Origin of the sequence: Martelella sp. HB161492 (assembly GCF_013184775.1) — a bacterium.
Taxonomy (GTDB): Bacteria; Pseudomonadota; Alphaproteobacteria; order Rhizobiales; family Rhizobiaceae; genus Martelella.
Window position 1 is genome coordinate 66,879 of sequence record NZ_JAATVV010000017.1, and the last position, 20,741, is coordinate 87,619.

A 20,741-nucleotide genomic window follows, 5' to 3' on the forward strand; every position below is an offset into this window, starting at 1 on the left:
ACCATAATCGGTATTGCCATCCCTTGGACACGTTCAAGCCATGAGCGCGGACAAAATCTACTTTACGGGATGAACGCAATCATCGGACACGACACCCCATAAGAGGGCCGGGAAGACAGAGAATGACAGATGCGATCCACGGCCAGCCGGGTACCAGTGCCGAGCAATACCGGCAGATTCTGGCTCGACAGAGCGCGCGGAACTATCGTCTGGCAGCACGCCATTCCAGGCGGGTGCGCTACCTGAAGTTTCTGCTGCCGCTGCTGGCGCTCGTCATTTCTCTCGGCCTCATTGGCTTTACCGTGATTCGCGCCATGGTTCCCGAACAGCTGTCGCTCGATTCGGCAACCGTTGAAAACGGCATGATCGTCATGACCAATCCAGGCATTTCAGGTCGAAACAGCGATGGTGTTCAATATACGCTGAGTGCCGAGCGGGCACTGCAGCCAATCGACGACCAGAACAAGGTCATTCTCGAGAAGATCAAGGCCGCCGTGCCGATCGACAGCGCCACGACAGCGCGTGTTGCAGCGCAAAGTGCCATCTATGACCGCCTGAATGACCGGCTGACCATCGAGGAACCTTTCACGCTGCGCCTTTCAAACGGTCTGACGGCCGAGTTCAATTCCGCCTTCATTGATATCAAGGCGGGCGAGCTCAAAAGCGATAAGCCTGTCTCCATCACCGCAAGCCAGGCAACACTGGTTGCGCAAAACGTCAATATCACCGATAACGGCAGAAGTATCGAATTCGGCGGTGGCGTACACGTCGTTCTGAAACCTTCGGCTCTCTCTGCGGCCGAACAATGAGGTCATTCATGCTGGTCCTGCGTTCCAGAAAATCCGTGTCTGAAGGCATCGCTGCTCTCTGTCTGACATCCTTGCTGGCAATCGGGGCATCAGCGCCAGCAAGTGCACAAAGCTCGACGATGAACGGCTTCAAGCTGGCCAATGATCAGCCCATCAATATCACCTCGACGGACGCGCATGTGGACGACAAGACCAAAAATATCATCTTTACCGGTGATGTTGTCGCCACCCAGGGCGACAACAAGGTCCAGGCGGCGAAGATGATTGTCAAATACCAGGGTGGCTCGACCGGCATCGCCTCGGGCGGGGGCGATCTCGAGCGGATCGATCTGGTCGACAATGTTCAGGTGAATTCGAAAACCCAGCAGGCAACCGCCGATACAGGCTATTTCGACATGGTGTCGCAGCAGATCGTGCTGGAGGGCAAAAAGGTTGTTCTGACCGAAGGCAAGAACGTCTTCGTCGGCTGCAAGCTTACCGTCAACATGGTCACCAGTGAGGCCAAGCTTGACGCTTGCGGCGGTCGTGTGCAGATCCAGCTCGACCCCTCTTCCCAGAAGAAAAACTGATCAGGCCGGAGTGACGACGTGAAAAGCGTTCAACAAAGCGCAGACGCCCGTCGGCGGCGATCCCATGATGCATCCGGCGGCGGCGGCGCAAGCAGCGGCGATGATCGCTATCTCGGAACATTGATCGCGCGCGGACTGACCAAATCCTATCGTCAGAGACGTGTGGTCAACGGCGTTTCACTCGTCGTCAGACGCGGTGAAGCCGTGGGGCTTCTCGGCCCGAACGGCGCCGGAAAGACCACCTGCTTCTACATGATTACCGGCCTCGTTCCTGTCGACCAGGGCGCAATCGCGCTGGATGGCCGGGATGTCACGCGGCTGCCAATGTATCGCCGCGCCCGTCTCGGCGTCGGCTACCTGCCGCAGGAAGCCTCCATTTTCCGCGGGCTGACGGTGGAAGAGAATATCCTGGCGGTTCTCGAGCTTACGGATCTGAAAAAGAAGGATCGCAAGGAAAAGGCCGAGCAGCTGATGGAGGAATTCTCCATAACCCGCCTGCGCAAATCGCCGGCAGTCGCGCTGTCAGGCGGCGAGCGGCGGCGTCTCGAGATCGCCCGCGCCCTTGCGACCGACCCGACCTTCATGTTGCTCGATGAACCTTTTGCCGGTGTCGATCCGATTTCCGTCTCGGATATCCAGAACCTCGTTCGCCACCTGACCCAGCGCGGCATCGGCGTCCTGATAACCGATCACAATGTGCGCGAGACGCTCGGCCTGATCGACCGTGCCTACATCATCCATGCCGGTGAAGTCCTGACGCATGGCAAGGCTGACGATGTCGTCAGCAACAATGACGTGCGCCGGCTCTATCTGGGTGACAATTTCACGCTCTAAACCCGACAATTCCGCTTTTTTATGTCGGACAAAGCTTGCCGCTTGACCGGATGAAGGTTTTCAAGCAATTTTTGGGCCAGATAAGATACATTCGGCTCACAATCGTTTGATTGTTCGTTGGTTGGGGGAATGTCCGTATGGCTCTCAGTGCCAGCCTTTATCTGCGTCAGAACCAGTCTCTGGTCATGACACCGCAACTGATGCAGTCGATCCAGCTTCTGCAGATGACGCATATGGAGCTTACGCAGTTCATTGCGCGGGAGATTGAAAGCAATCCCCTGCTCGAGAACGCCGCCTCTGATGAAGGACATGGCGACGTCAGCAACGACGAGCAAGGCCCCGCCGAAACCGAGAGCGATGCATTTTCAGGCGACTGGTATGGTGATGACAATGCAGCAACCCAGGCGGTCCTGGCCGATCAGCTCGACAGCAATTTTGCCGAAAGCTATTCGGATGAGGGCCAGAGCGAGCAGCGCCAGGCTTCGGAAGCGATAAGCCAGTGGAAATCCATGACCACGGGCGCCTATGGAGACGAGCAGTTCGATCTCGATGACTTCGTCGCCTCGCGGCCGCGCCTCAAGGACCACCTGATTGACCAGATTGCACTGACATTTCGCGCCCACCGTTCGCAAGCGATTGCCCGTTACCTGATCGACTATCTGGACGAAGCAGGTTATTTCCTCACCCCGCTTGAAGAGATCGCTGCCCGCATCAATGTCTCATCGGAAGATCTCGCCAACATTCTGACGACGCTTCAGAGCCTGGATCCACCTGGCATTTTTGCAACCTCGCTCAGCGACTGCCTGAAGCGCCAGCTGCAGCAAAAGGATCGGCTCGACCCTGCCATGGAGGGGCTGATCGACAATCTGGAGCTGGTCGCGCGCCGGGATTTCACGAAACTGAAGAAGATCTGCGGCGTCAATGACGACGATATTCTCGACATGATCCGCGAGGTCCGCGCCCTCAACCCCAAGCCAGGCAGCTCCTATATCCTGCAGCCGCCAGAATCGGTCCTGCCGGATGTCATCGTCACGCAGGACCGCCTGAATGGCTGGAAGGTGGAACTGAACCAGGACACATTGCCACGCGTTCTGGTCAACCGCGACTATCTCGCCAGCATCAAGACTGGCGGGATAATGTCCGATGCAGACCAGACCTTCCTGAACACCTGCCTGCAGAATGCAAACTGGCTGACGCGCAGTCTCGATCAGCGGGCCCGTACCATTCTCAAGGTCGCCAGCGAGATCGTCCGCCAGCAGGAGGCGTTTTTGAAACAGGGCGTCGACCATCTGCGCCCCCTGACGCTCAAGACCGTCGCGGCCGCGATTGAAATGCACGAATCGACGGTGAGCCGGGTCACCACCAATAAATTCATGCTGACGCCGCGCGGTCTGTTTGAACTGAAATATTTCTTCACCGTTTCAATTGGCTCGACCGAAGATGACGGCGCCAACCGCTCGGCGGAGGCCGTGCGCCACCGTATTCGCCAGCTCATCGCCAGCGAGACGGCGGAAACCGTGCTGTCGGACGATGACATCGTATCGACTCTCAAGGCCGAGGGAACGGACCTGGCGCGCCGCACCGTCGCGAAGTATCGCGAGGCGATGAATATTCCCTCATCGGTGCAGCGCCGGCGTGAAAAGCGCGCGATGGCACGCGTTTCTGCTGAAAACCTGTAGCAACCATCCCGATCAGCGCCGATCCCGACAGATGTCCACAGAAAACATAGTAAACCTGTAATATTGCCCCTCGCTTCACCGAGCGATACTGTCTTCGCCCTACTTAGGTCGAAGTGCATCAGCAAACATGCACGACGCGGCCCGCCAGTCCGTCAACCGCGGGCGGCAAAACGACGGTCCGGACACGCGATATGACCGGAATATCAATAAAAAATCAGTCAGAATCCAACCCAACAGCCATCATTCGGCACTGGGCATCTTGGAGGAGTTCATGGCTTGGCGTAGACTGATTTCCGCAAACACGAAAAGAAGGGAAAAACCATGAGTGTGCGCGTATCAGGAAAGCAGATGGAAGTCGGAGAGGCATTCCGTCAAAGGATCGAGGATCAGATAGAGGAGGCCGTCACAAAGTATTTCGATGGCGGGTATTCGAGCCAGATCACCGTTGAAAAATCCAGCAACGGTTTTTCCGCAGACTGCAAGGTGCACCTCGACAGTGGTGCGGTTCTTCATGCGGCCGGCAAGGCCCATGAGCCGCAGGCCGCCTTCGAGGCCGCCTTCGAGCGCATTGCCAAGCGTCTGCGCCGCTACAAGCGGAAGCTGAAGGACCACCACAATGGTGCCGCTGATTTCGCAGAAGTCGCATTCACAGTTATGGATCTTGCCCCGGATGAAGTGGAGGAAATTCCCGAGGACTTTGCACCAACCATTGTGGCTGAGAGCAAAACTGAAGTTCGCACAATGGCGGTCGCAACCGCCGTCATGTCCCTCGACATGACGGATAAGCCGCTGATGTTGTTCCGCAACCCGGACAACAAGTCTCTGAACATCGTCTATCGCCGCCCGGATGGAAACATCGGCTGGATCGACACGGCCAACATCAAGGGTTGATTGAAACCGGCGGGTATGCTTTAGCATGCCCGCTTTCTTTTCACCTGCGCGCTGCCCTCGGATTGAACTCTTCATCCCCGACCCTGGCAGGGCCGATGCCGACCGGGTTTGCGGCGAAACCAACCCGTCAAGGAATTGGGGTTATGGCACTTACTGACCTGCTCAAACAGGAAGCGATCATTCCCGCGCTCAAGGTAAATTCCAAAAAGCAGTTGCTCCAGGAGCTTGCTGCCCGTGCGGAAGACATCACCGGCCTTCCGGAGCGTGAGATTTTCGAAGTGGTGCTGCAACGCGAAAGACTTGGCTCTACCGGTGTCGGCAATGGCATCGCGATCCCGCACGGCAAACTCCCCAAGCTTACCCACATGACCGGAGTCTTCGCCCGGCTCGACCATGCGGTCAATTTCGAATCGCTGGACGATCAGCCGGTCGATCTCGTTTTCCTGCTTCTGGCCCCCGAAGGCGCTGGAGCAGACCACCTCAAAGCGCTGTCGCGCGTTGCCCGCCTGTTGCGCGACCATGATCTGACCGCAAAGATCCGAGCATCCTCATCACCGACGGCGATCTACACCTTTCTCAATTCCGAGCAGACCCCCAGCGCCGCCTGACCGGTCTGCGCTGCGGCCAAATGACGGCACCGCATGCTTGTCGAAAGCGGCCGTTTCAAAACGACGCCATGGAATTTGGCAGTCGAAAAGCGACAATATAATTATCTGATTTTATTATTATTTCTCAAGAAGCTACCGTCCCATCGATCGCTGACATGTCAGCCATAGGGGGCAGTGTTGAAACTTCAGAGCTTATTTCCATGTTTTCGAACGGCGCGATCTTCCGCGCTGACGCCAACCGAAAATTGCAAACCAGGGCAGAAAACCGGCAGGCCCAGGCTCAATGGCAGTCACATCACCTGGCCGCTCGGCGACGCAAGGCAACAGACCTGCCAAGTTGACGCCGAGGCATTGATACCGCCCCAGCCCAATTTTCCGGCGCCGGGCTGGCACGCGCGCGATGACAAAGGTCCGGCGGAAGGGCCCGAAGACGGGCGCACGCGCAGAGCGCGCGTGGCGGCGCATATCAAGGCCCTGCCGTTGCGCCTTTTCTGTAGATCTTCGCAGTCGCAGCAACGTTTCGGGGTCGGCGCGTCAAGGCCGGTCGTCATTGGTCCGTCGACAGCAGCCTTGCCAAAACATGGCCTAAGCGGAGCCACCATGACGTGTGCGACTGACACCGCCCGCCAGGCACCGGCATCGCCGGTCAGCCATCCACAGGTCAGGCTCCGAGCGCGACCAGCAGGCGATCGGGAGACAATAACCGGCTCATCTGCAGCGGACGATAACCGCAAAAAAACCATCTTCGATCTGGAAATCGCAGCAATTTCGAGCGCTCCACCGCCGGAACCGGTGCCTGACTACGCGCAGGGCCCCGTGCAGAAAACCCTCTGGTTTCCCGAGACGGCGATGGAGAACCGGGCCGCACGCGACACGTTCGTCGTTCATCCAGCCGCAAAGACGGAGAACGATTTTCGTTTGCCACTGGAGCTCAGACAGGATCAGGCGGATTTCGAAGCGATACTCAGACCGCGCAGACGCTTTGCCAGCGCACAGGCGCATTACAGTCGCATGCCGACGATCCCCGAAGAGGCGCCCGCTCAGATCCGGCCTCGAACACCGATGCGCTCTTTCGAGAGCCTGTCCGGCCACCGCGGCGCATCGGCCGGCCTGCAGCAACGACACCAGGGTGCCGAAGAGCAAAGGCGCGGGCTACCGATCCCGGAACCGCGCCGCTGGCCGCAGCAGGATGACGCGACGCTTTACGGAACGAGCAGCATGCTGACGCCGTCAAGTTCGGAAGGCTCCCTGGCCTCAATCGGCAGAGACGCTCCCATGTCCGGCGTGGATGAGCGGCAGCCGCGCCGAACGCCGCAACCAGAACCTGTCGTTTTCCGAGATTTGCTGGCCGAGACAGTCGCAAGTCAGTATTTTGGCTCAGGCACAAAACCGGTTCGGCGACGCCATGTCCAGCCCGGTATACCCGTAGCCCCGCGCCCCTTGGCCAGTGGGCAGCCCCGTTCGGACAAGTCTTCAGCGCCGGAGCCCTCTCACACTTACAGAAAGGGCGGAAATGTCGGAGCCAAACCGCCCAAACGTTTCCACTCGCCCACCAATAGTGCGCCAAAGCGCCGGGCCGAAAAAGCCGTTGAACAGCCAGACGTGCAGGCGACGCCGCCTCTGCGCGGCGCTGTGCCCTTTCGGACATATATGCCGGTCGAAACGGAAATATTCGATGTCTGACGCATCGACACAAACGGGCAGGCAGCGCTGCTGCCCGCCACAAGGCGCTGAACGAACACGCCACTCTGGTGCGGCGACAGATCAGCGACCCTGACTGTCTTTGCTATGGCTACGGACGCAGGTCGGGGCGCGACAAATCGCAGGCAGGCATTGCAGCGCTCCGCGAGCGCCGCCGCCACGACAAGGTTGCAGAGCCGGAACGCCCGAACAAACCCGCCCGGCCGACAAGATGTCAGTCGAAGTCTGCATCGCGGCGACAAGCCCGGACCGTAGACAAATGCGCGCCCCTCCATGGTCAATATTGCGGACTTACATCTGATTTGATGATTTTCCTATCAGGAAAGGCATCAGCACCATGCGGCAGATGCAAATGCAATCACGGTGAGAATGCCGCCATGACCAAACCCTATCTCCCCCCTCGATCGCTGCCGGACCCCGGGCCTCCGCCCCGGACCCGCCATCTGAGCTGCGCGGCGGCCATACGAGCCCCGCTAGAGCGCCGGTCAGGACCAGTTCAGAAGCGCTGATATCTCTCTGGCACAGTTCATGAAACACCAGGCGTTGATCCCGGTCCCTAACGCTTCCGGCCTCTTCAGAGGTCGTTCGGAGCAGCATTCGAGACATGGCTTCACGCCCGGTAAAACTGCAGCAATGACCGCCATGGATCCCCACTGACATTTTCTCAAGGCAAGGACAACGAACATGAACCCAGCATCCCAATCAGCGTCACCTGTTGCAGCGCCACGCAATCAGCCAGCGGCAACCGAACCACCGCCAAAGCCCGCTCGCCGGAACCCGCCGGGTCCCTCGGGCCAGACGGCTGATGCCGCTCCGGCAGGGCGAAAGGACCGCGGCGACGCCCTGACCTTCCTTCTTGAGCGGCTGCCGCCACCTCCGCCTGAAGAGGGTACAGACCATCAGCCTGCGGCAAAGCCCGCAGTTCTGCCAAAACCGAAACTCTCTGCCTTGCAACGCAACGCGCTTGAGCGGGCGGCATTCGGGCTTTCCGGCCCGTCGGCCCATCAGAGATCTGCGAGCGCGGCTCAACTGGCCCCCGCGGTCAAGGCGAATGAACATGCTGCACCGGACATTCCGGCCGAACCAACCTGGCCTGCACCCGCCGCTGACATTATCCCGCCGCAACCGAACTACCCCGCGCCCGCCCCGCCTGGCAATCTACCGCAGCGGGCGCATTCAGATCCAGTCAATCGGGAGCACCGCTATATCAAGAACAAGAATGTCAACGCACGGGGACATCAGGTCAGGCCGATGGCCCAGCAGTTCCAGATCGGCGAAGAGGTCAAAGCGGCAAGACCGAAAGGCCTGTCGGGCCTGAAAGACAAGATATTGTCGAAGATGTTTGGCTGGCTTCGCAGGCCGCCGGGGGCAAAACCGGAGACACTCGCGTCCGCGAAGCAGGGCCATTGGGCCGCAGAGCCGGTGGCGCGCCACATCATTCAACCGCAGCATGGCCGGCAAGGCTCCGCCGAGCCAGAGAACATCATCACACGGCTCTGACCAGCAAAAGGCCGCACCCTTGGGGTGCGGCCAAGGCTGCTGACAAACCTCGCCCCCTTTTTCTGACGTTATGCCTGTGCTTGTCACAGGCATCCAGCCGACGCGCATCCTGGCGGCGAAAGAACCCGTCTATTCGATGTCTTGTGAATCTCGATCCCCGTGACAAGCACGGGGACGGCGGCGGCGGAAGGGGCTATTCCACCTCAAGAATGCAAGATCGATGGCTTTGACCAGCAAAAGGCCGCACCCTTGGAGTGCGGCCTTTGCCGATCGAAATCATGCAGATCGCCAGACGCCTATTCGGCGGAAGCCGGTCCTTCCGAACGCGGCCCGCCCTTGGAAACGCCCACCATTGCCGGGCGCAGGACGCGATCGCCGATGACATAGCCGGCCTGTACCACCTGAACGACCGTATTGGCCGGAATATCGGGATTGGGAACCTCAAACATCGCCTGATGGAAGTTCGGATCAAATCTCTGGCCTTCCGCCTCGATCTGCTTGACGCCGTGGCGTTCCAGAGCAGCCAGCATCGAACGCTCGGTCATCTCCACGCCCTCGGCAAAGCCGGCGACATCACCGGTGCGCTGCTCTTCCGGCATCGCATCCAGCGCTCGCCGCAGATTGTCCGACACGCCAAGCATATCACGGGCAAATGCACTGACAGCGTAAGACTTGGCATCCTTGACATCACGCGCGGTGCGACGCCGCAGGTTCTCCATCTCGGCGGCAAGCCGGAGCATCTGGTCACGCAGCTTCTCGTTTTCGTCACGCAGCAGAGCGATCGGATCGGGCCCGGCAGCGACCTCTTCGGCGCCAGCCTGCGCCTCATTATCGGCAGCGCGCGCAGCGTCCAGATCGATCACGGTTTCGTTCTCGGCCGCGTCAGTTCCGGTCTTCTTGGTCTCGTCGGTCATGACGGTCTCCGCAGGTAAGTGTTCTTGATGTTGTCGTGCCCCGATATCGAGGTTCGTCCCCGAAAAATCAAGACCTCAGATTGTGAGACAGCTGCGTTCAGGACGAACGCGAGAGGCGGGAAAGCATATTTGCCGTGTAATCCACCACAGGAACGATGCGGGCATAATTGAGCCTTGTCGGACCAATCACTCCGACGGCACCAACCACATGATTGTCCGCATCGCGATAAGGCGCCACGATCAGCGAGGAGCCGGAGAGCGAGAACAGCTTGTTTTCCGATCCGATGAAGATCCTGACCCCCGAGCCTGATTCGGCCAGGCTGATGAGCTCGATCAGGCTGTCCTTGCGCTCCAGATCATCAAACAGCATCCGCAGCCGGTCGATATCGCCGATATCGGCGACGCCCTGCAAAAGATTGGCGCGTCCGCGCACGATCAGCCGCCCGGGCTTGCCCTCCTCGCCGCCGCCTGACCAGACGGCCAGACCACGGGCGACGAGATCCTGAGACAGCTGATCAAGCTCGCTGCGCACCTCATCCTTCAGCCGCGTCAGAACACTGCGCAGCTCCGGCAGGGTCTGCCCGTTCAGATGGGCATTGAGAAAATTGGCCGCCGCCGTCAACTGTGACGATGTCGTCCCTGCCGGCAGTTCGACGATCCGGTTCTCAACCTCATTATGCTCGCCAACCAGCACTGCGAGCGCCTTGGTCGGTTCAAGCCTGATGAACTCGACATGTTTCAGCACGGCATCGCTCTTGGTCGTCACGACCAGCCCGGCGCCGCGGGAGAGCCCGGAAAGCATCTGGCTCGCATCATTGAGGAAGGCATCGACAGGGCGCCCGGTCGTAGCCCGGCCCATGTGACGATCAATCTCGGCGCGCTCCTTCTCGGCCAGATCCCCGACCTGCATGAAGGCGTCGACGAAAAAGCGCAGGCCCGTCTCGGTGGGCAGGCGACCAGCGCTGACATGCGGGGAGTAGATCAGCCCCAGCTCTTCAAGGTCGCTCATGACATTGCGCACCGAGGCCGGAGACAGGGACATCGGCAACAGCCTGGACAGATTGCGCGATCCGAGTGGCTCGCCGCTGTCGAGATAGGCTTCAACGATGGTGCGGAAAACATCCCGCGATCTGTCGTCCAGCGTCAGCGCCGGCGTTTCGGAAAATGCGTCGTGATCTTTCTTCATTCTGGCCTTGCGTTCAGCCCAACGGTTTCACGGTGATCAATATCATCAATATAGTGAGCGTGGCGTGCTTAGCAATCGCACAAGTCTGCCGGAGCGCGCAGATGTTTTCCTTTGCAAAAGATGTTGGGCTTCCGTAGAACCCCGGTTAAGTCAAAAGGGAAGGACAAACCATGCGGCCATCAGGCAGACAACTCAATCAGATGCGTAATGTCACATTCGAGCGCGGCTATTCCAAACATGCCGAAGGCTCGTGCCTGGTGAAATTCGGCGACACCCATGTACTCTGCACCGCAACGCTGGAAGATCGTGTCCCGCCGTGGCTGCGCAATGGCGGCAAGGGCTGGGTCACCGCCGAATATGGCATGCTGCCGCGCGCCACCGGCGAACGCATGCGCCGGGAGGCATCTGCCGGCAAGCAGGGCGGCCGCACACTGGAGATCCAGCGTCTGATCGGCCGTTCGCTGCGCGCCGTCGTCGATCTCGAGGCATTGGGCGAACGCCAGATCAGCCTCGATTGCGATGTGCTGCAGGCCGATGGCGGCACCCGCACGGCATCAATCACCGGCGCATGGATCGCGCTCTATGATTGCCTGAAATGGATGGAAGCCCGCAACATGGTCAAGACGGAGCGTGTCCTGAAGGATCATGTCGCCGCCATTTCCTGCGGCATCTTTGCCGGGCAGCCGGTCATCGACCTCGATTATCTGGAAGATTCATCTGCCGAGACCGACGCCAATTTCGTCATGACCGGTACCGGCGGCATTGTCGAAGTGCAAGGCACCGCCGAAGGCAAGCCCTTCAGCCAGGAGGAGCTTCTGACCCTGCTCGATCTGGCCAGAAACGGCATTGCCGATCTCGTATCGATGCAGAAAACGGCGATTGCCGGCTGAAACGGAATGAAGCCATGATTGCCGGGATCCTCGAATCTGCGCTTTATGTTGATGACCTTGATGCCGCCGAAGCCTTTTACGGCGGTATTCTCGGACTGACCAAAATCGCAGCGCAGGCAAACCGGCACATCTTCTTCAAGGCGGGATCTGGCGTTTTGCTGATCTTCAACCCGGAGGAAACGGCCATTCCCGCTCCCAGCGGCGCCCTGCCCGTGCCACCCCATGGGGCAAAGGGCGCGGGCCATCTTTGCTTCACACTTGAAGGCGACGACTTTGCCGCATTGCGGGCGCGGCTTGAAGAACATGCCGTACCCGTCGAAGCGGATTTCCGCTGGCCGAACGGGGCGCGGTCGGTCTATTTCCGCGATCCCGCCGGCAATAGCCTGGAATGTGCGGAAAAACGTCTGTGGAACCTGTGACAGGACAGAAAATGCGTAAGCTTGACGAAAAGACCATCGTTGTCGCCAGCCACAACCGCGGCAAGATTGCCGAGATCGCCGCGCTGATCGCGCCGCTCGGCTTCACCGCCTCCTCAGCCGCCGAACTGAACTTTGCCGTGCCGGATGAAACCGGGACGACATTCGAGGAAAACGCCGCGATCAAGGCCCGCGCTTCGGCAAAGGCCTCTGGCAAGCCGGCGCTCGCCGATGATTCCGGACTGTGCGTCGACGCACTCGGCGGCGATCCCGGCGTCTACACGGCCGACTGGGCGGAGACCGCCGATGGCAGCCGCGACATGCCGATGGCAATGCGCAAGGTCCATGACGCGCTTGTGGCCGTCGGTGCCACGACGGCGGAACGCCGCACCGCACGCTTTGTCTGCGTGCTCTGCCTTGCCTGGCCGGATGGTCATACGGAAACCTTCCGCGGCGAAGTCGAGGGCAGCATCGTCTGGCCGCCGCGCGGCGACAAGGGCCATGGCTATGACCCGTTGTTCCAGCCCACCGGCCATCAGCGCACCTTTGGTGAAATGGAAGCGGACGAGAAGGCCAGCGGTGGCCCGGGCGATGGTGGTGCGCTGTCGCACCGTGCCCGCGCTTTCAAGCTTTTCGTTGAAACGGGGCTTTCACACTGACGACGGATCTCGACCTTTTCGGCCGCATCAATGGCGATGACGGCGAACCCGGCTTCGGCATCTATCTGCACTGGCCGTTCTGTGCCGCGAAGTGCCCCTATTGCGATTTCAACAGCCATGTCCGGCACCAGCCGGTCGATCAGGCGCGCTTTGCCAGGGCCTTTGCCACTGAGATTGCCCATATGCGCGCCCTGTCCGGGCCACGCACGGTCACCAGCATTTTCTTCGGCGGCGGCACCCCCTCGCTGATGGAACCGCAGACGCTCGCAACCATCCTCGATGCTGTGGCCGGAGCATGGCATGTGCCGCACGGCATTGAAGTGACCCTCGAGGCCAATCCATCAAGCGTTGAAGCCGATCGTTTTCGCGGCTACCGCTCAGCCGGCATCAACCGGGTTTCGCTTGGCGTCCAGGCTCTGAATGACAAGGATCTGCGCTTTCTCGGGCGTCTCCACAATCTCGATCAGGCGCTGGGCGCCATCACGCTGGCGCGCGACATCTTTCCGCGCATGTCCTTCGATCTCATTTATGCCCGCCCTGACCAGCGACCGGATGACTGGGCCGACGAATTGCAGCAGGCCATCGGCCTTGCCGCGGATCATCTGTCGCTCTACCAGCTGACGATTGAGGAAGGCACGGCCTTTTACGGCCTTCATCGCGCCGGCAAGATCATCATTCCCGACGAGGATCACGCTGCCGATCTCTACGAGGTCACCCAGGCCGTGACGGCTGCGCATGGCCTGCCGGCCTATGAGGTCTCCAATCACGCGATCCCGGGGGCGGAAAGCCGCCACAACCTCACCTATTGGCGCTATGGCGATTATGCCGGCATTGGCCCCGGCGCCCATGGCCGCCTCGGCAATGGCCGTGAGAAGCGTGCCACAGCCACCGAGCGCCATCCGGAAAACTGGCTCGAACGCGTCGAAGCCAGCGGCAATGGCATTGTCGAGGAAAGCCTGCTGAACGCCGAAGAGCAGGCCGACGAGATGCTGCTGATGGGGCTCCGCGTTACCGAGGGCCTCGATATTGCCCGCTGGGCCGACATTGCCGGGCACGGGCTTGATCCGGAGCGTGAAGCCTTCCTTACAGATCTCGGCCTCATCGAACGGATCGGCAACCGCCGGATCCGGGCAACCGGCCCGGGCATGCTGGTTCTGAACAAACTGGTCGAGGAGCTCAGCCGTGAATAGCGGCGGCAATCGCCCCGAAAACAGAGATTGAACGAGACAAATTGCAGCCGCAATCCTAGAATTGAAGCATCATCGCTCTCTGGATGACTGAACAGATGCAATCCGTTGGCGAACGGTCTGCCGCTATTTTCTGGTACAAAGGATAATCTGGCGTGTCCCATCCTACACTCAGCATCATTTCGGCGGTCTACAACAAGGCAGACATTCTCGCAGAAACCATCGAGAACTGGCGCCGTCAGACGGCATCACTGGGCAATGCAGTCGAATTCGTGCTCGTCGATGATCTTTCGACCGATGGATCTTATGCGCTTGCACAATCGCTGGCGGGTGAGGATGAGCGGATAAAGCTGCACCGCCTGCCGCGCAACTGCGGGCCATCGATCGCATTCAACACCGCCGCGGGCCTCGCCTCGGGACGCTATCTTCTCGCCGCAGACGCCGATGATCTCTTTCCTGACAATGCCATCACGCTGATGCTGGCAGCGGCTGAGAAGCATTGCGCCGATCTGGTGTACGGCCGCTCGAAAAGGACATCGGAATATCCGGCCCTTGCCGACGGGGCAGAGATCAAGCCGATTGACGATCCGCTCGGCTTTGCCGTGCGCAAGAAGCTGGTGCGGATGGGTTTTTTGGCCGAAAAGGCATTATGGACAGCTGCCGGCGGCGCTGATGAAACGATTTTCATCCAGGATCAGTCGCTGCCGCTTCGCCTCGCCAATCATGCCCGCTGCATGGTCTTTATCGACGATTATGTCTATTACCTGCGCCCGACCGGCGAGAGCAACCTGTCGCGCAACACGCAGCAGCAGCAGCATGATCGTTTCCTGGCGCTGGCACCATTTCTGCGCCAAAAGGAGCTGCCCGATGAAACGCGCAAGCAGATCATGCGGCAGATGGTCTCGTCATCATGGAAGAGAAGACGGGAGTCAGATAGCGCCCTGCCCTATCTTTCACCCGAGTTCCTGACATATATCGTGACACGACTGACAGGCCGTTCACCATCGCCAGCCTGGTTTGACAAGGAGACAGAGAAATTCCGCAAACTCCCAAACATCCGTCGGCCGGCCGACGCCTCGACCTGAGCGCCATGCGCATTCTTATTGTTGGCTATTTCGACCGCAAACACCTCTTCAGGAATTATTACAGCGTCGAGAACAAGCTCGCCAATGGCTTCGTCCGTGCGGGTCATAATGCCCTGTGCTTTTCCGATCGCGATCACGCCCGTGAGGCAACGCCCTTCAACACGCAGAAGCTGGGCAAGACGAAGATGCGCGAAAAGCTGATCGAAGCCGCCGGACACTACAAACCGCATCTGATCGTTTTCGGCCATTGCGATCTGATCGACGGCACCACCTATCAGCGGCTGCGCGACGCGCTCCCGGGCGTGCGACTGGCAGCGTTCAATCTTGACCCGATCTTCCGGCCCAAGACGATGGGCGATTTCGCCGAGCGGGCAGCTTATATGGATGCCGTCTTCATCACCACGGCTGACAGGCAGGCGCTGGAAAAACTGGGCCTGCCCAAGGGCAAAACCTTCTTCATGCCCAATCCGGCCGATGCCGGGATCGAAACCGCCCGCGTTTTTGACATCGCCCGCGAAGACCTGAAATTCGACGGTCAGTTCCTCGGCACAGGCATCGAGAAGCGGGAAGAGCAGCTCGACCACATCATCGCCCATCTGAGCAAGGACTACCGCTTCAATGCCGGCGGACGCTCTTTCAATTCCGAACGGCTTACCAGCACCCCCTTCCTTGACGCACTGGCCGAAGGCGCCGTGTCGCCCAATCTGCCGCTTGATGACACCGACCCTGCCAAGACGCCATATCTCTACAGCTCTGACCGTCTCGGCCAGCTTCTGGGACAGGGCATCACCACCTTGACCTTCGCCGCAAGCCGGCATTGCGATCTCTATGAAGACGGTGTCGTTGAATATCGCGACCGTGATCATCTGGTCGCGCTGATGGAGGAGTTGCGCCACGACGATGTGAAGCGCCGCCTCATCGGTGAAAAAGGGCATCGCATAGCCTTGGAACGCACGAGTTCGACTGTGATCGCAGACTATATTCTCGCCGCGACATTCGGCAACGACACGGCGCATTTTGCATGGAACACCAGCCCGGTTTGAACCGTTCTTCAGGGAGGAGAACCCAAATGGCAGATTTTTCGCGTACGCATCGCCTTGTTCGTGACCGTTTACTGGGCGCGCTCTCGGTTATTTTCGCTGTCTATATGGGCTATCTCGCCCATTCGGACGGCGTCGCACTCGGCCCCTCGATCTTTTACGGCCTGCTGGCCTTCGTGATTGTCGGCATCGCGCTTCTGGTGCTGCGCGGGCTGATCTACCCGGTCATACTGGCAGCGCTGGTCATCTGGCTATTCGCTCATTACGGCTATGGCTGGGCCGAAGACATTGTCAGCTATGTCTCTCAGCTTTGCCATGTCGCCTATGTGGAATCGCTGAAACTGTTCAAATCCGCAGACGCCACCATCAGAGCCTGAGCGAGCGCCGCGGCCAGAACCGGCCGCGGCACCGCAAATCGCGGACGCTTTTGCCTGAAACGGAAAGCGCCCTGCCTCAAAGCTTTGCGCGTTCGCGGACGAAAAGCCGGCGCCGGCGTGTCGCGGAAACACTTCAGATCACCGTGGCGCCGGGCAGACCGTCCGATGATCGACCGCATCGCCGAGCACGGTTGTCGTTCAGGCCGCCAGTCCGTCAAGCAGTGAGCGCAGTGCGGTTTCGGCATCTTCAGAGCGCTCGGAGTGATCGATAAAACCGCCCCCGAAAACCCGCGCATCATTGCCGGGCGCATCATAGAGAACGCAGGCCTGCCCGTTGGCAATGCCCGCCTCCCCCTCGACCAGATCGACATAGATGCCTGTATCATCGGCATGCAGCACCACCGGCAGCGGTGGCCGCGTCGAGCGGACCTTGGCAAAGCAGGAAAAACCATCCTTCGCCTGGTCTGCCAGCGGCAGGTCACCCAGCCAGTTGACGTCACGCAGATAGATGCGCCGGGTCTCGAGCGCCTCCCGCGGGCCGACGATCACCCGGCGTCCGCGCGCATCGAGATGCACCACGTAAAGCGGCTCACCGGTGGCGACACCGAGGCCCTTGCGCTGGCCGATCGTGTAACGGACGATACCGTCATGCTGGCCGAGCACACGACCATCAAGATGGACGATGTCACCGGCCAGCGCCGCATTCGGCTTGATCTTGGCAATGACATCGGAATATTTGCCCTGCGGCACGAAACAGATGTCCTGGCTGTCGGGTTTTGCCGCAACCACAAGCCCCATGTCTTCGGCCAGCCGCCGGGTTTCCGACTTCGGCAATCCGCCGAGCGGGAAGCGCAGGAAGTCAATCTGCTCCTGCGTGGTGGCGAACAGGAAATAGCTCTGATCGCGATCGGCATCGACCGGCCGGTACAGTGCGCGGCGCGACGGGTTCCCGGCTGAAGGATTGTGCCGCGACCGGATATAATGGCCGGTCGCCAGCGCATCGGCGCCAAGCTCGCGCGCCGTTTGCAGCAGATCAGCAAATTTGACTGTCTGGTTGCAGGCAACGCATGGGATAGGCGTTTCCCCCGCCATATAGCTTTCAGCGAAAGGATTGATGACCGTCTCGCGGAAGCGCGCCTCGTAATCCAGCACATAATGGGGAATGCCCAGAAGCTCCGAAACGCGACGCGCATCGTCGATATCCTGGCCGGCGCAGCAGGAGCCCGCCCGGTGCACGGCAGCACCATGATCGTAAAGTTGCAGGGTGATGCCGAGGACATCATAGCCCTCGCGCTTCAGAAGTCCCGCAACAACGGAACTGTCAACGCCGCCCGACATGGCGACCACGACCCGCGTGTCCTCGGGCTTCTTCTCGATATCCAAAGTGTTCATTGATCCGCCAGTCCAGTTCAAGGTTGGATGTGGATAGTGCCGGATTTGATCCGGCTTTCGTTCTTTTCAGGCCTCAAAGGCCCGGTTTCGGCTGCAGATATAGAAAGCAGAAGGGCAAGAGGCAAGAAAAATGAATTTTTCGCGCCGAAAGACGCAAAAGGCTACTCGCGCGGATCAAGACAACTGCCATCACTGAACGGCATTTCATAGGCGGCAAGTCTGTCGCTATAGGACGCGCCGAAATAAGTGCCGCGCCGAAGATCGAAAGGCTTCATAAGAACCAGCGCACCGACAATATCGTCCGGCAATTCCTTCGCCACAGGAATGGCAACTCGCTCGCACAATATCCTGGCATCGTCGAACAGCGCATCATCAGCATATCCGACCTCTGCGGGCATATCGGGCACATAGAATTCCATGATCAGCATCGTGCCCCATTGTTCGTTGAAGCTGATCTCCACATCCCCACCGGCCAGATGCGCCTGCCGGCCGGAGGGCAGATCCCACGGACCTGCGGCATGAACGGGCGCACTCGACAAAAGAGCAGTGAAAACCATTCCCGCAGACGAAACAACGAAACGCATGGGCACCCCTCCGCCTAAACCCCGATCGAAGCCCGGTCTGCGCCAGCTTAAGACCTCATGTTGAAAATGAACAGGCCCCGACGGGACCGACAACCACCGCTTGCCGATGGCCTGAGGAAGGGGAAAGGCTTTGCGTTAGGCTGGGCGTCAGATTGCGTTTGCCGCGCCGTCCCGGCTGGAAACGGCAGACAAAAAAAGACCCGGTTCCGTTTCCGGAAACCGGGTCAGTCGCACTCAAGGTCGTGAAATCTTATTCAACCGGAAATTCGAGCGGCTTTGCCTGCTTGATGGCCGGGTTGGACAGAAGCTTGTCGAGAACCGCCTGGGTCGGCTGTTCATCGACATAGAGAAGCGCAATGGCATCGCCGCCCAGGGCATCGCGTCCGAGCTGGAAGTTGGCGATATTGACGCCAGCCTCGCCGAGCGTCGTACCCATGAAGCCGATCATGCCGGGCACGTCGGTGTTGGAGATGTAGACCATGTGCGGGCCGACATCGGCATCGATATTGATGCCCTTGATCTGGATGAAACGCGGCTTGCCATCCGAGAACACCGTGCCGGCGACCGAACGGGTCTGCTTTTCGGTGGTGACCGTCAGCTTGATATAGCCGTCATAGACGCCCGACTTGTCGCGCTTGGTCTCCTGCAGGATGATGCCCTTGTCCTTGAGCATGATCGGCGCCGAAACCATGTTGACGTCGGCGACCATCGGACGCAGCAGTCCAGCAACCAGCGCGCTGGTGAGCGCCGTGGTGTTCAGCTGTGCAACATTGCCGTCATAGAGCACCTCGACCTGCTTGATCGGGTTTTCCGTGACCTGTCCGGCAAAGGCGCCCAGAACTTCAGCCAGCTTGATGACCGGCTTCAGACGCGGGGCTTCCTCAGCCGAGATTGACGGCATGTTGATTGCATTGGTAACGGCGCCCTTCAGGAGGTAATCCGACATCTGCTCTGCAACCTGCAGCGCCACATTTTCCTGCGCTTCCGTGGTCGATGCGCCCAGATGCGGCGTGCAGACGACGTTTGGCAAGCCGAAAAGCGGGCTTTCCGTTGCCGGCTCGGTCTCGAACACGTCGAAGCCTGCACCTGCGACATGGCCGGACTTGATGGCTTCAGCAAGAGCCGCCTCATCGACCAGACCGCCACGGGCGCAGTTGATGATGCGAACGCCCGGCTTGGTCTTGGCCAGTGCTTCGGCGCCGATAATGCCACGGGTCTTGTCTGTCATCGGCACATGCAGCGTGATGAAATCAGCCTTGGCCAGCAGCTCGTCGAGCTCGACCTTGGTGACGCCGATCGCCTCGGCGCGTTCCTGCGACAGGAAGGGGTCATAGGCGATGACGTTCATCTTCAGCCCGATGGCGCGGTTGCAGACGATCGAGCCGATATTGCCGGCGCCGATGACGCCGAGCGTCTTGCCGGTGATCTCGACACCCATGAATTTCGATTTTTCCCACTTGCCGGCCTGGGTCGAGGCATCGGCGGCGGGGATCTGACGGGCCACGGCCAGCATCAGCGAGATTGCATGTTCTGCGGTGGTGATCGAGTTGCCGAACGGCGTGTTCATGACAATGATGCCGCGGCGCGAGGCGGCAGGGATATCAACATTGTCGACGCCGATACCGGCGCGGCCGATCACCTTCAGATTGGTGGCTGCTTCGATCAGCTTTTCGGTCGCCTTGGTGGCCGAGCGGATCGCCAGACCATCATACTGGCCGATGATTTCGAGCAGCTTGTCCTTGTCCTTGCCGAGCTTCGGCTGGAAATCGACGTCTACGCCGCGATCCTTGAAGATCTGCACGGCGGCGTCCGACAAAGCGTCCGATACGAGTACGCGAGGTGCCATGATAGGCCTCCTGTTTTTCTTCTGCGCCGGGCGATCAGCCGCGGCCGGAAATGGGTTCAAAAGCACCGGGCCTCCCGCGGTCCGGCATCAGAAATTCAGTCTCAGCCACCGAGCGACATCGGCTTCTGTCCCGGGTCCGTCAGCCCGAAAAGGCCGCGGACGAATTCGAGAAACATGCCGTAGGGGCGACCAAGAACCAGCATCAGAACGGCGAAGCCCGCCGCCCCCTTGAGGATCCCACCGGCACCGGCACCGCCGATGACCAGGATGACCACATAGATCGGCACCTGAAAGGCCAGGAGCGCGAAGGCGTCGGTCGCAAAATCGAAAAGCCGGCCCGAGGGTTTTACCCGGGCAAACAGCCAGTCTCGCCACACGCCATAAGGTCGCGCCGTCGCGACCATCAGAAGAGCGCCGACGGAACGGGAGACGAGGACCTCGGACCAGTCCATTCCGGCTACGAACCGCTCATTGAGACCGCTGGTGATGGTGAAGAATATCACCAGCGCCAGCGTATCGGCAATGAAACTCAGAACGCGTGTCGAAAGGATCACCGAGGACCTCCCCCGGGGGT

Annotated in this window: 20 protein-coding genes and 1 pseudogene; 15 read left to right on the forward strand and 6 right to left on the reverse strand. The window is 59.8% G+C overall.

What is annotated here, in order from left to right:
- Window positions 1–122: 122 nt before the first annotated feature.
- The 8 genes and pseudogenes from lptC (at window position 123) to HCK86_RS22055 (ending at window position 8,591) form a co-directional block, all read left to right on the forward strand.
- Window positions 123–809 carry an LPS export ABC transporter periplasmic protein LptC gene (gene lptC, locus HCK86_RS22020; protein WP_176086643.1) on the forward strand — a complete coding sequence of 229 codons (687 nt, stop codon included), beginning with the start codon at window positions 123–125 and terminating at the stop codon, window positions 807–809.
- A gap of 8 nt (window positions 810–817) precedes the next feature.
- Window positions 818–1,378 (forward strand): LptA/OstA family protein, encoded by a 561-nt coding sequence (locus HCK86_RS22025; protein WP_176086644.1) that lies wholly within the window; start codon window positions 818–820, stop codon window positions 1,376–1,378.
- Between the two features lie 105 nt (window positions 1,379–1,483).
- Window positions 1,484–2,212 (forward strand): annotated as a pseudogene (gene lptB, locus HCK86_RS22030) (LPS export ABC transporter ATP-binding protein); the annotation flags it as partial.
- A 137-nt stretch (window positions 2,213–2,349) separates the two neighbouring features.
- Entirely contained in the window at window positions 2,350–3,891 is a 1,542-nt protein-coding gene (gene rpoN / locus HCK86_RS22035) for an RNA polymerase factor sigma-54 (RefSeq protein ID WP_176086646.1), read from the forward strand.
- Between the two features lie 321 nt (window positions 3,892–4,212).
- The gene (gene raiA, locus HCK86_RS22040) at window positions 4,213–4,782 is read left to right on the forward strand and encodes a ribosome-associated translation inhibitor RaiA (RefSeq protein WP_176086647.1); all 570 of its coding nucleotides are present in this window, start codon (window positions 4,213–4,215) and stop codon (window positions 4,780–4,782) included.
- 143 nt (window positions 4,783–4,925) lie between these two features.
- On the forward strand, window positions 4,926–5,390 hold the full coding sequence (ptsN, locus tag HCK86_RS22045) for a PTS IIA-like nitrogen regulatory protein PtsN (protein WP_176086648.1): 465 nt from the start codon (window positions 4,926–4,928) through the stop codon (window positions 5,388–5,390).
- Window positions 5,391–5,567: 177 nt separating this feature from the next.
- A complete protein-coding gene (locus HCK86_RS22050; RefSeq protein WP_176086649.1) occupies window positions 5,568–7,073 on the forward strand; it encodes a hypothetical protein in 1,506 nt (501 codons plus the stop codon).
- Between the two features lie 1,269 nt (window positions 7,074–8,342).
- Window positions 8,343–8,591, forward strand: a complete 249-nt coding sequence (locus HCK86_RS22055) for a hypothetical protein (RefSeq protein ID WP_176086650.1) — start codon at window positions 8,343–8,345, stop codon at window positions 8,589–8,591.
- Between the two features lie 296 nt (window positions 8,592–8,887).
- On the opposite strand, the gene grpE is transcribed toward HCK86_RS22055, so the two are convergent.
- Together grpE and hrcA are read right to left on the reverse strand one after the other, a co-directional pair.
- On the reverse strand, window positions 8,888–9,505 hold the full coding sequence (gene grpE / locus HCK86_RS22060; RefSeq protein WP_176086651.1) for a nucleotide exchange factor GrpE: 618 nt from the start codon (window positions 9,503–9,505) through the stop codon (window positions 8,888–8,890).
- 97 nt (window positions 9,506–9,602) lie between these two features.
- Window positions 9,603–10,691 carry a heat-inducible transcriptional repressor HrcA gene (gene hrcA / locus HCK86_RS22065; RefSeq protein WP_176086652.1) on the reverse strand — a complete coding sequence of 363 codons (1,089 nt, stop codon included), beginning with the start codon at window positions 10,689–10,691 and terminating at the stop codon, window positions 9,603–9,605.
- Window positions 10,692–10,861: 170 nt separating this feature from the next.
- Here hrcA and rph point away from each other — a divergent pair, with 170 nt between their 5' ends.
- The 7 genes from rph (at window position 10,862) to HCK86_RS22100 (ending at window position 16,345) form a co-directional block, all read left to right on the forward strand.
- Complete coding sequence (rph, locus tag HCK86_RS22070) at window positions 10,862–11,581, forward strand: ribonuclease PH (protein ID WP_176086653.1); 720 nt, start codon at window positions 10,862–10,864, stop codon at window positions 11,579–11,581.
- 14 nt (window positions 11,582–11,595) lie between these two features.
- Window positions 11,596–12,000 carry a VOC family protein gene (locus HCK86_RS22075; RefSeq protein WP_176086654.1) on the forward strand — a complete coding sequence of 135 codons (405 nt, stop codon included), beginning with the start codon at window positions 11,596–11,598 and terminating at the stop codon, window positions 11,998–12,000.
- Between the two features lie 11 nt (window positions 12,001–12,011).
- Entirely contained in the window at window positions 12,012–12,656 is a 645-nt protein-coding gene (gene rdgB, locus HCK86_RS22080) for an RdgB/HAM1 family non-canonical purine NTP pyrophosphatase (RefSeq protein ID WP_176086655.1), read from the forward strand.
- Window positions 12,653–13,846 (forward strand): radical SAM family heme chaperone HemW, encoded by a 1,194-nt coding sequence (gene hemW / locus HCK86_RS22085; protein WP_210260009.1) that lies wholly within the window; start codon window positions 12,653–12,655, stop codon window positions 13,844–13,846. The genes rdgB and hemW overlap by 4 nt, the downstream gene beginning before the upstream one ends.
- A 152-nt stretch (window positions 13,847–13,998) precedes the next feature.
- Window positions 13,999–14,928, forward strand: coding sequence for a glycosyltransferase (locus HCK86_RS22090; RefSeq protein WP_176086656.1), 930 nt, complete (start codon window positions 13,999–14,001; stop codon window positions 14,926–14,928).
- 5 nt (window positions 14,929–14,933) lie between these two features.
- Window positions 14,934–15,971 (forward strand): glycosyltransferase, encoded by a 1,038-nt coding sequence (locus HCK86_RS22095; RefSeq protein WP_176086657.1) that lies wholly within the window; start codon window positions 14,934–14,936, stop codon window positions 15,969–15,971.
- Between the two features lie 26 nt (window positions 15,972–15,997).
- The gene (locus HCK86_RS22100; protein WP_176086658.1) at window positions 15,998–16,345 is read left to right on the forward strand and encodes a hypothetical protein; all 348 of its coding nucleotides are present in this window, start codon (window positions 15,998–16,000) and stop codon (window positions 16,343–16,345) included.
- Window positions 16,346–16,543: 198 nt separating this feature from the next.
- Here HCK86_RS22100 and mnmA read toward each other — a convergent pair whose 3' ends face one another.
- The 4 genes from mnmA to alaE form a co-directional block, all read right to left on the reverse strand.
- A complete protein-coding gene (mnmA, locus tag HCK86_RS22105) occupies window positions 16,544–17,737 on the reverse strand; it encodes a tRNA 2-thiouridine(34) synthase MnmA (RefSeq protein WP_176086659.1) in 1,194 nt (397 codons plus the stop codon).
- A gap of 161 nt (window positions 17,738–17,898) precedes the next feature.
- Window positions 17,899–18,321, reverse strand: a complete 423-nt coding sequence (locus HCK86_RS22110) for a hypothetical protein (protein WP_176086660.1) — start codon at window positions 18,319–18,321, stop codon at window positions 17,899–17,901.
- 250 nt (window positions 18,322–18,571) lie between these two features.
- Complete coding sequence (serA, locus tag HCK86_RS22115; protein ID WP_176086661.1) at window positions 18,572–20,167, reverse strand: phosphoglycerate dehydrogenase; 1,596 nt, start codon at window positions 20,165–20,167, stop codon at window positions 18,572–18,574.
- A 101-nt stretch (window positions 20,168–20,268) separates the two neighbouring features.
- On the reverse strand, window positions 20,269–20,721 hold the full coding sequence (gene alaE / locus HCK86_RS22120) for an L-alanine exporter AlaE (RefSeq protein WP_348641115.1): 453 nt from the start codon (window positions 20,719–20,721) through the stop codon (window positions 20,269–20,271).
- Between the last annotated feature and the right edge of the window lie 20 nt (window positions 20,722–20,741).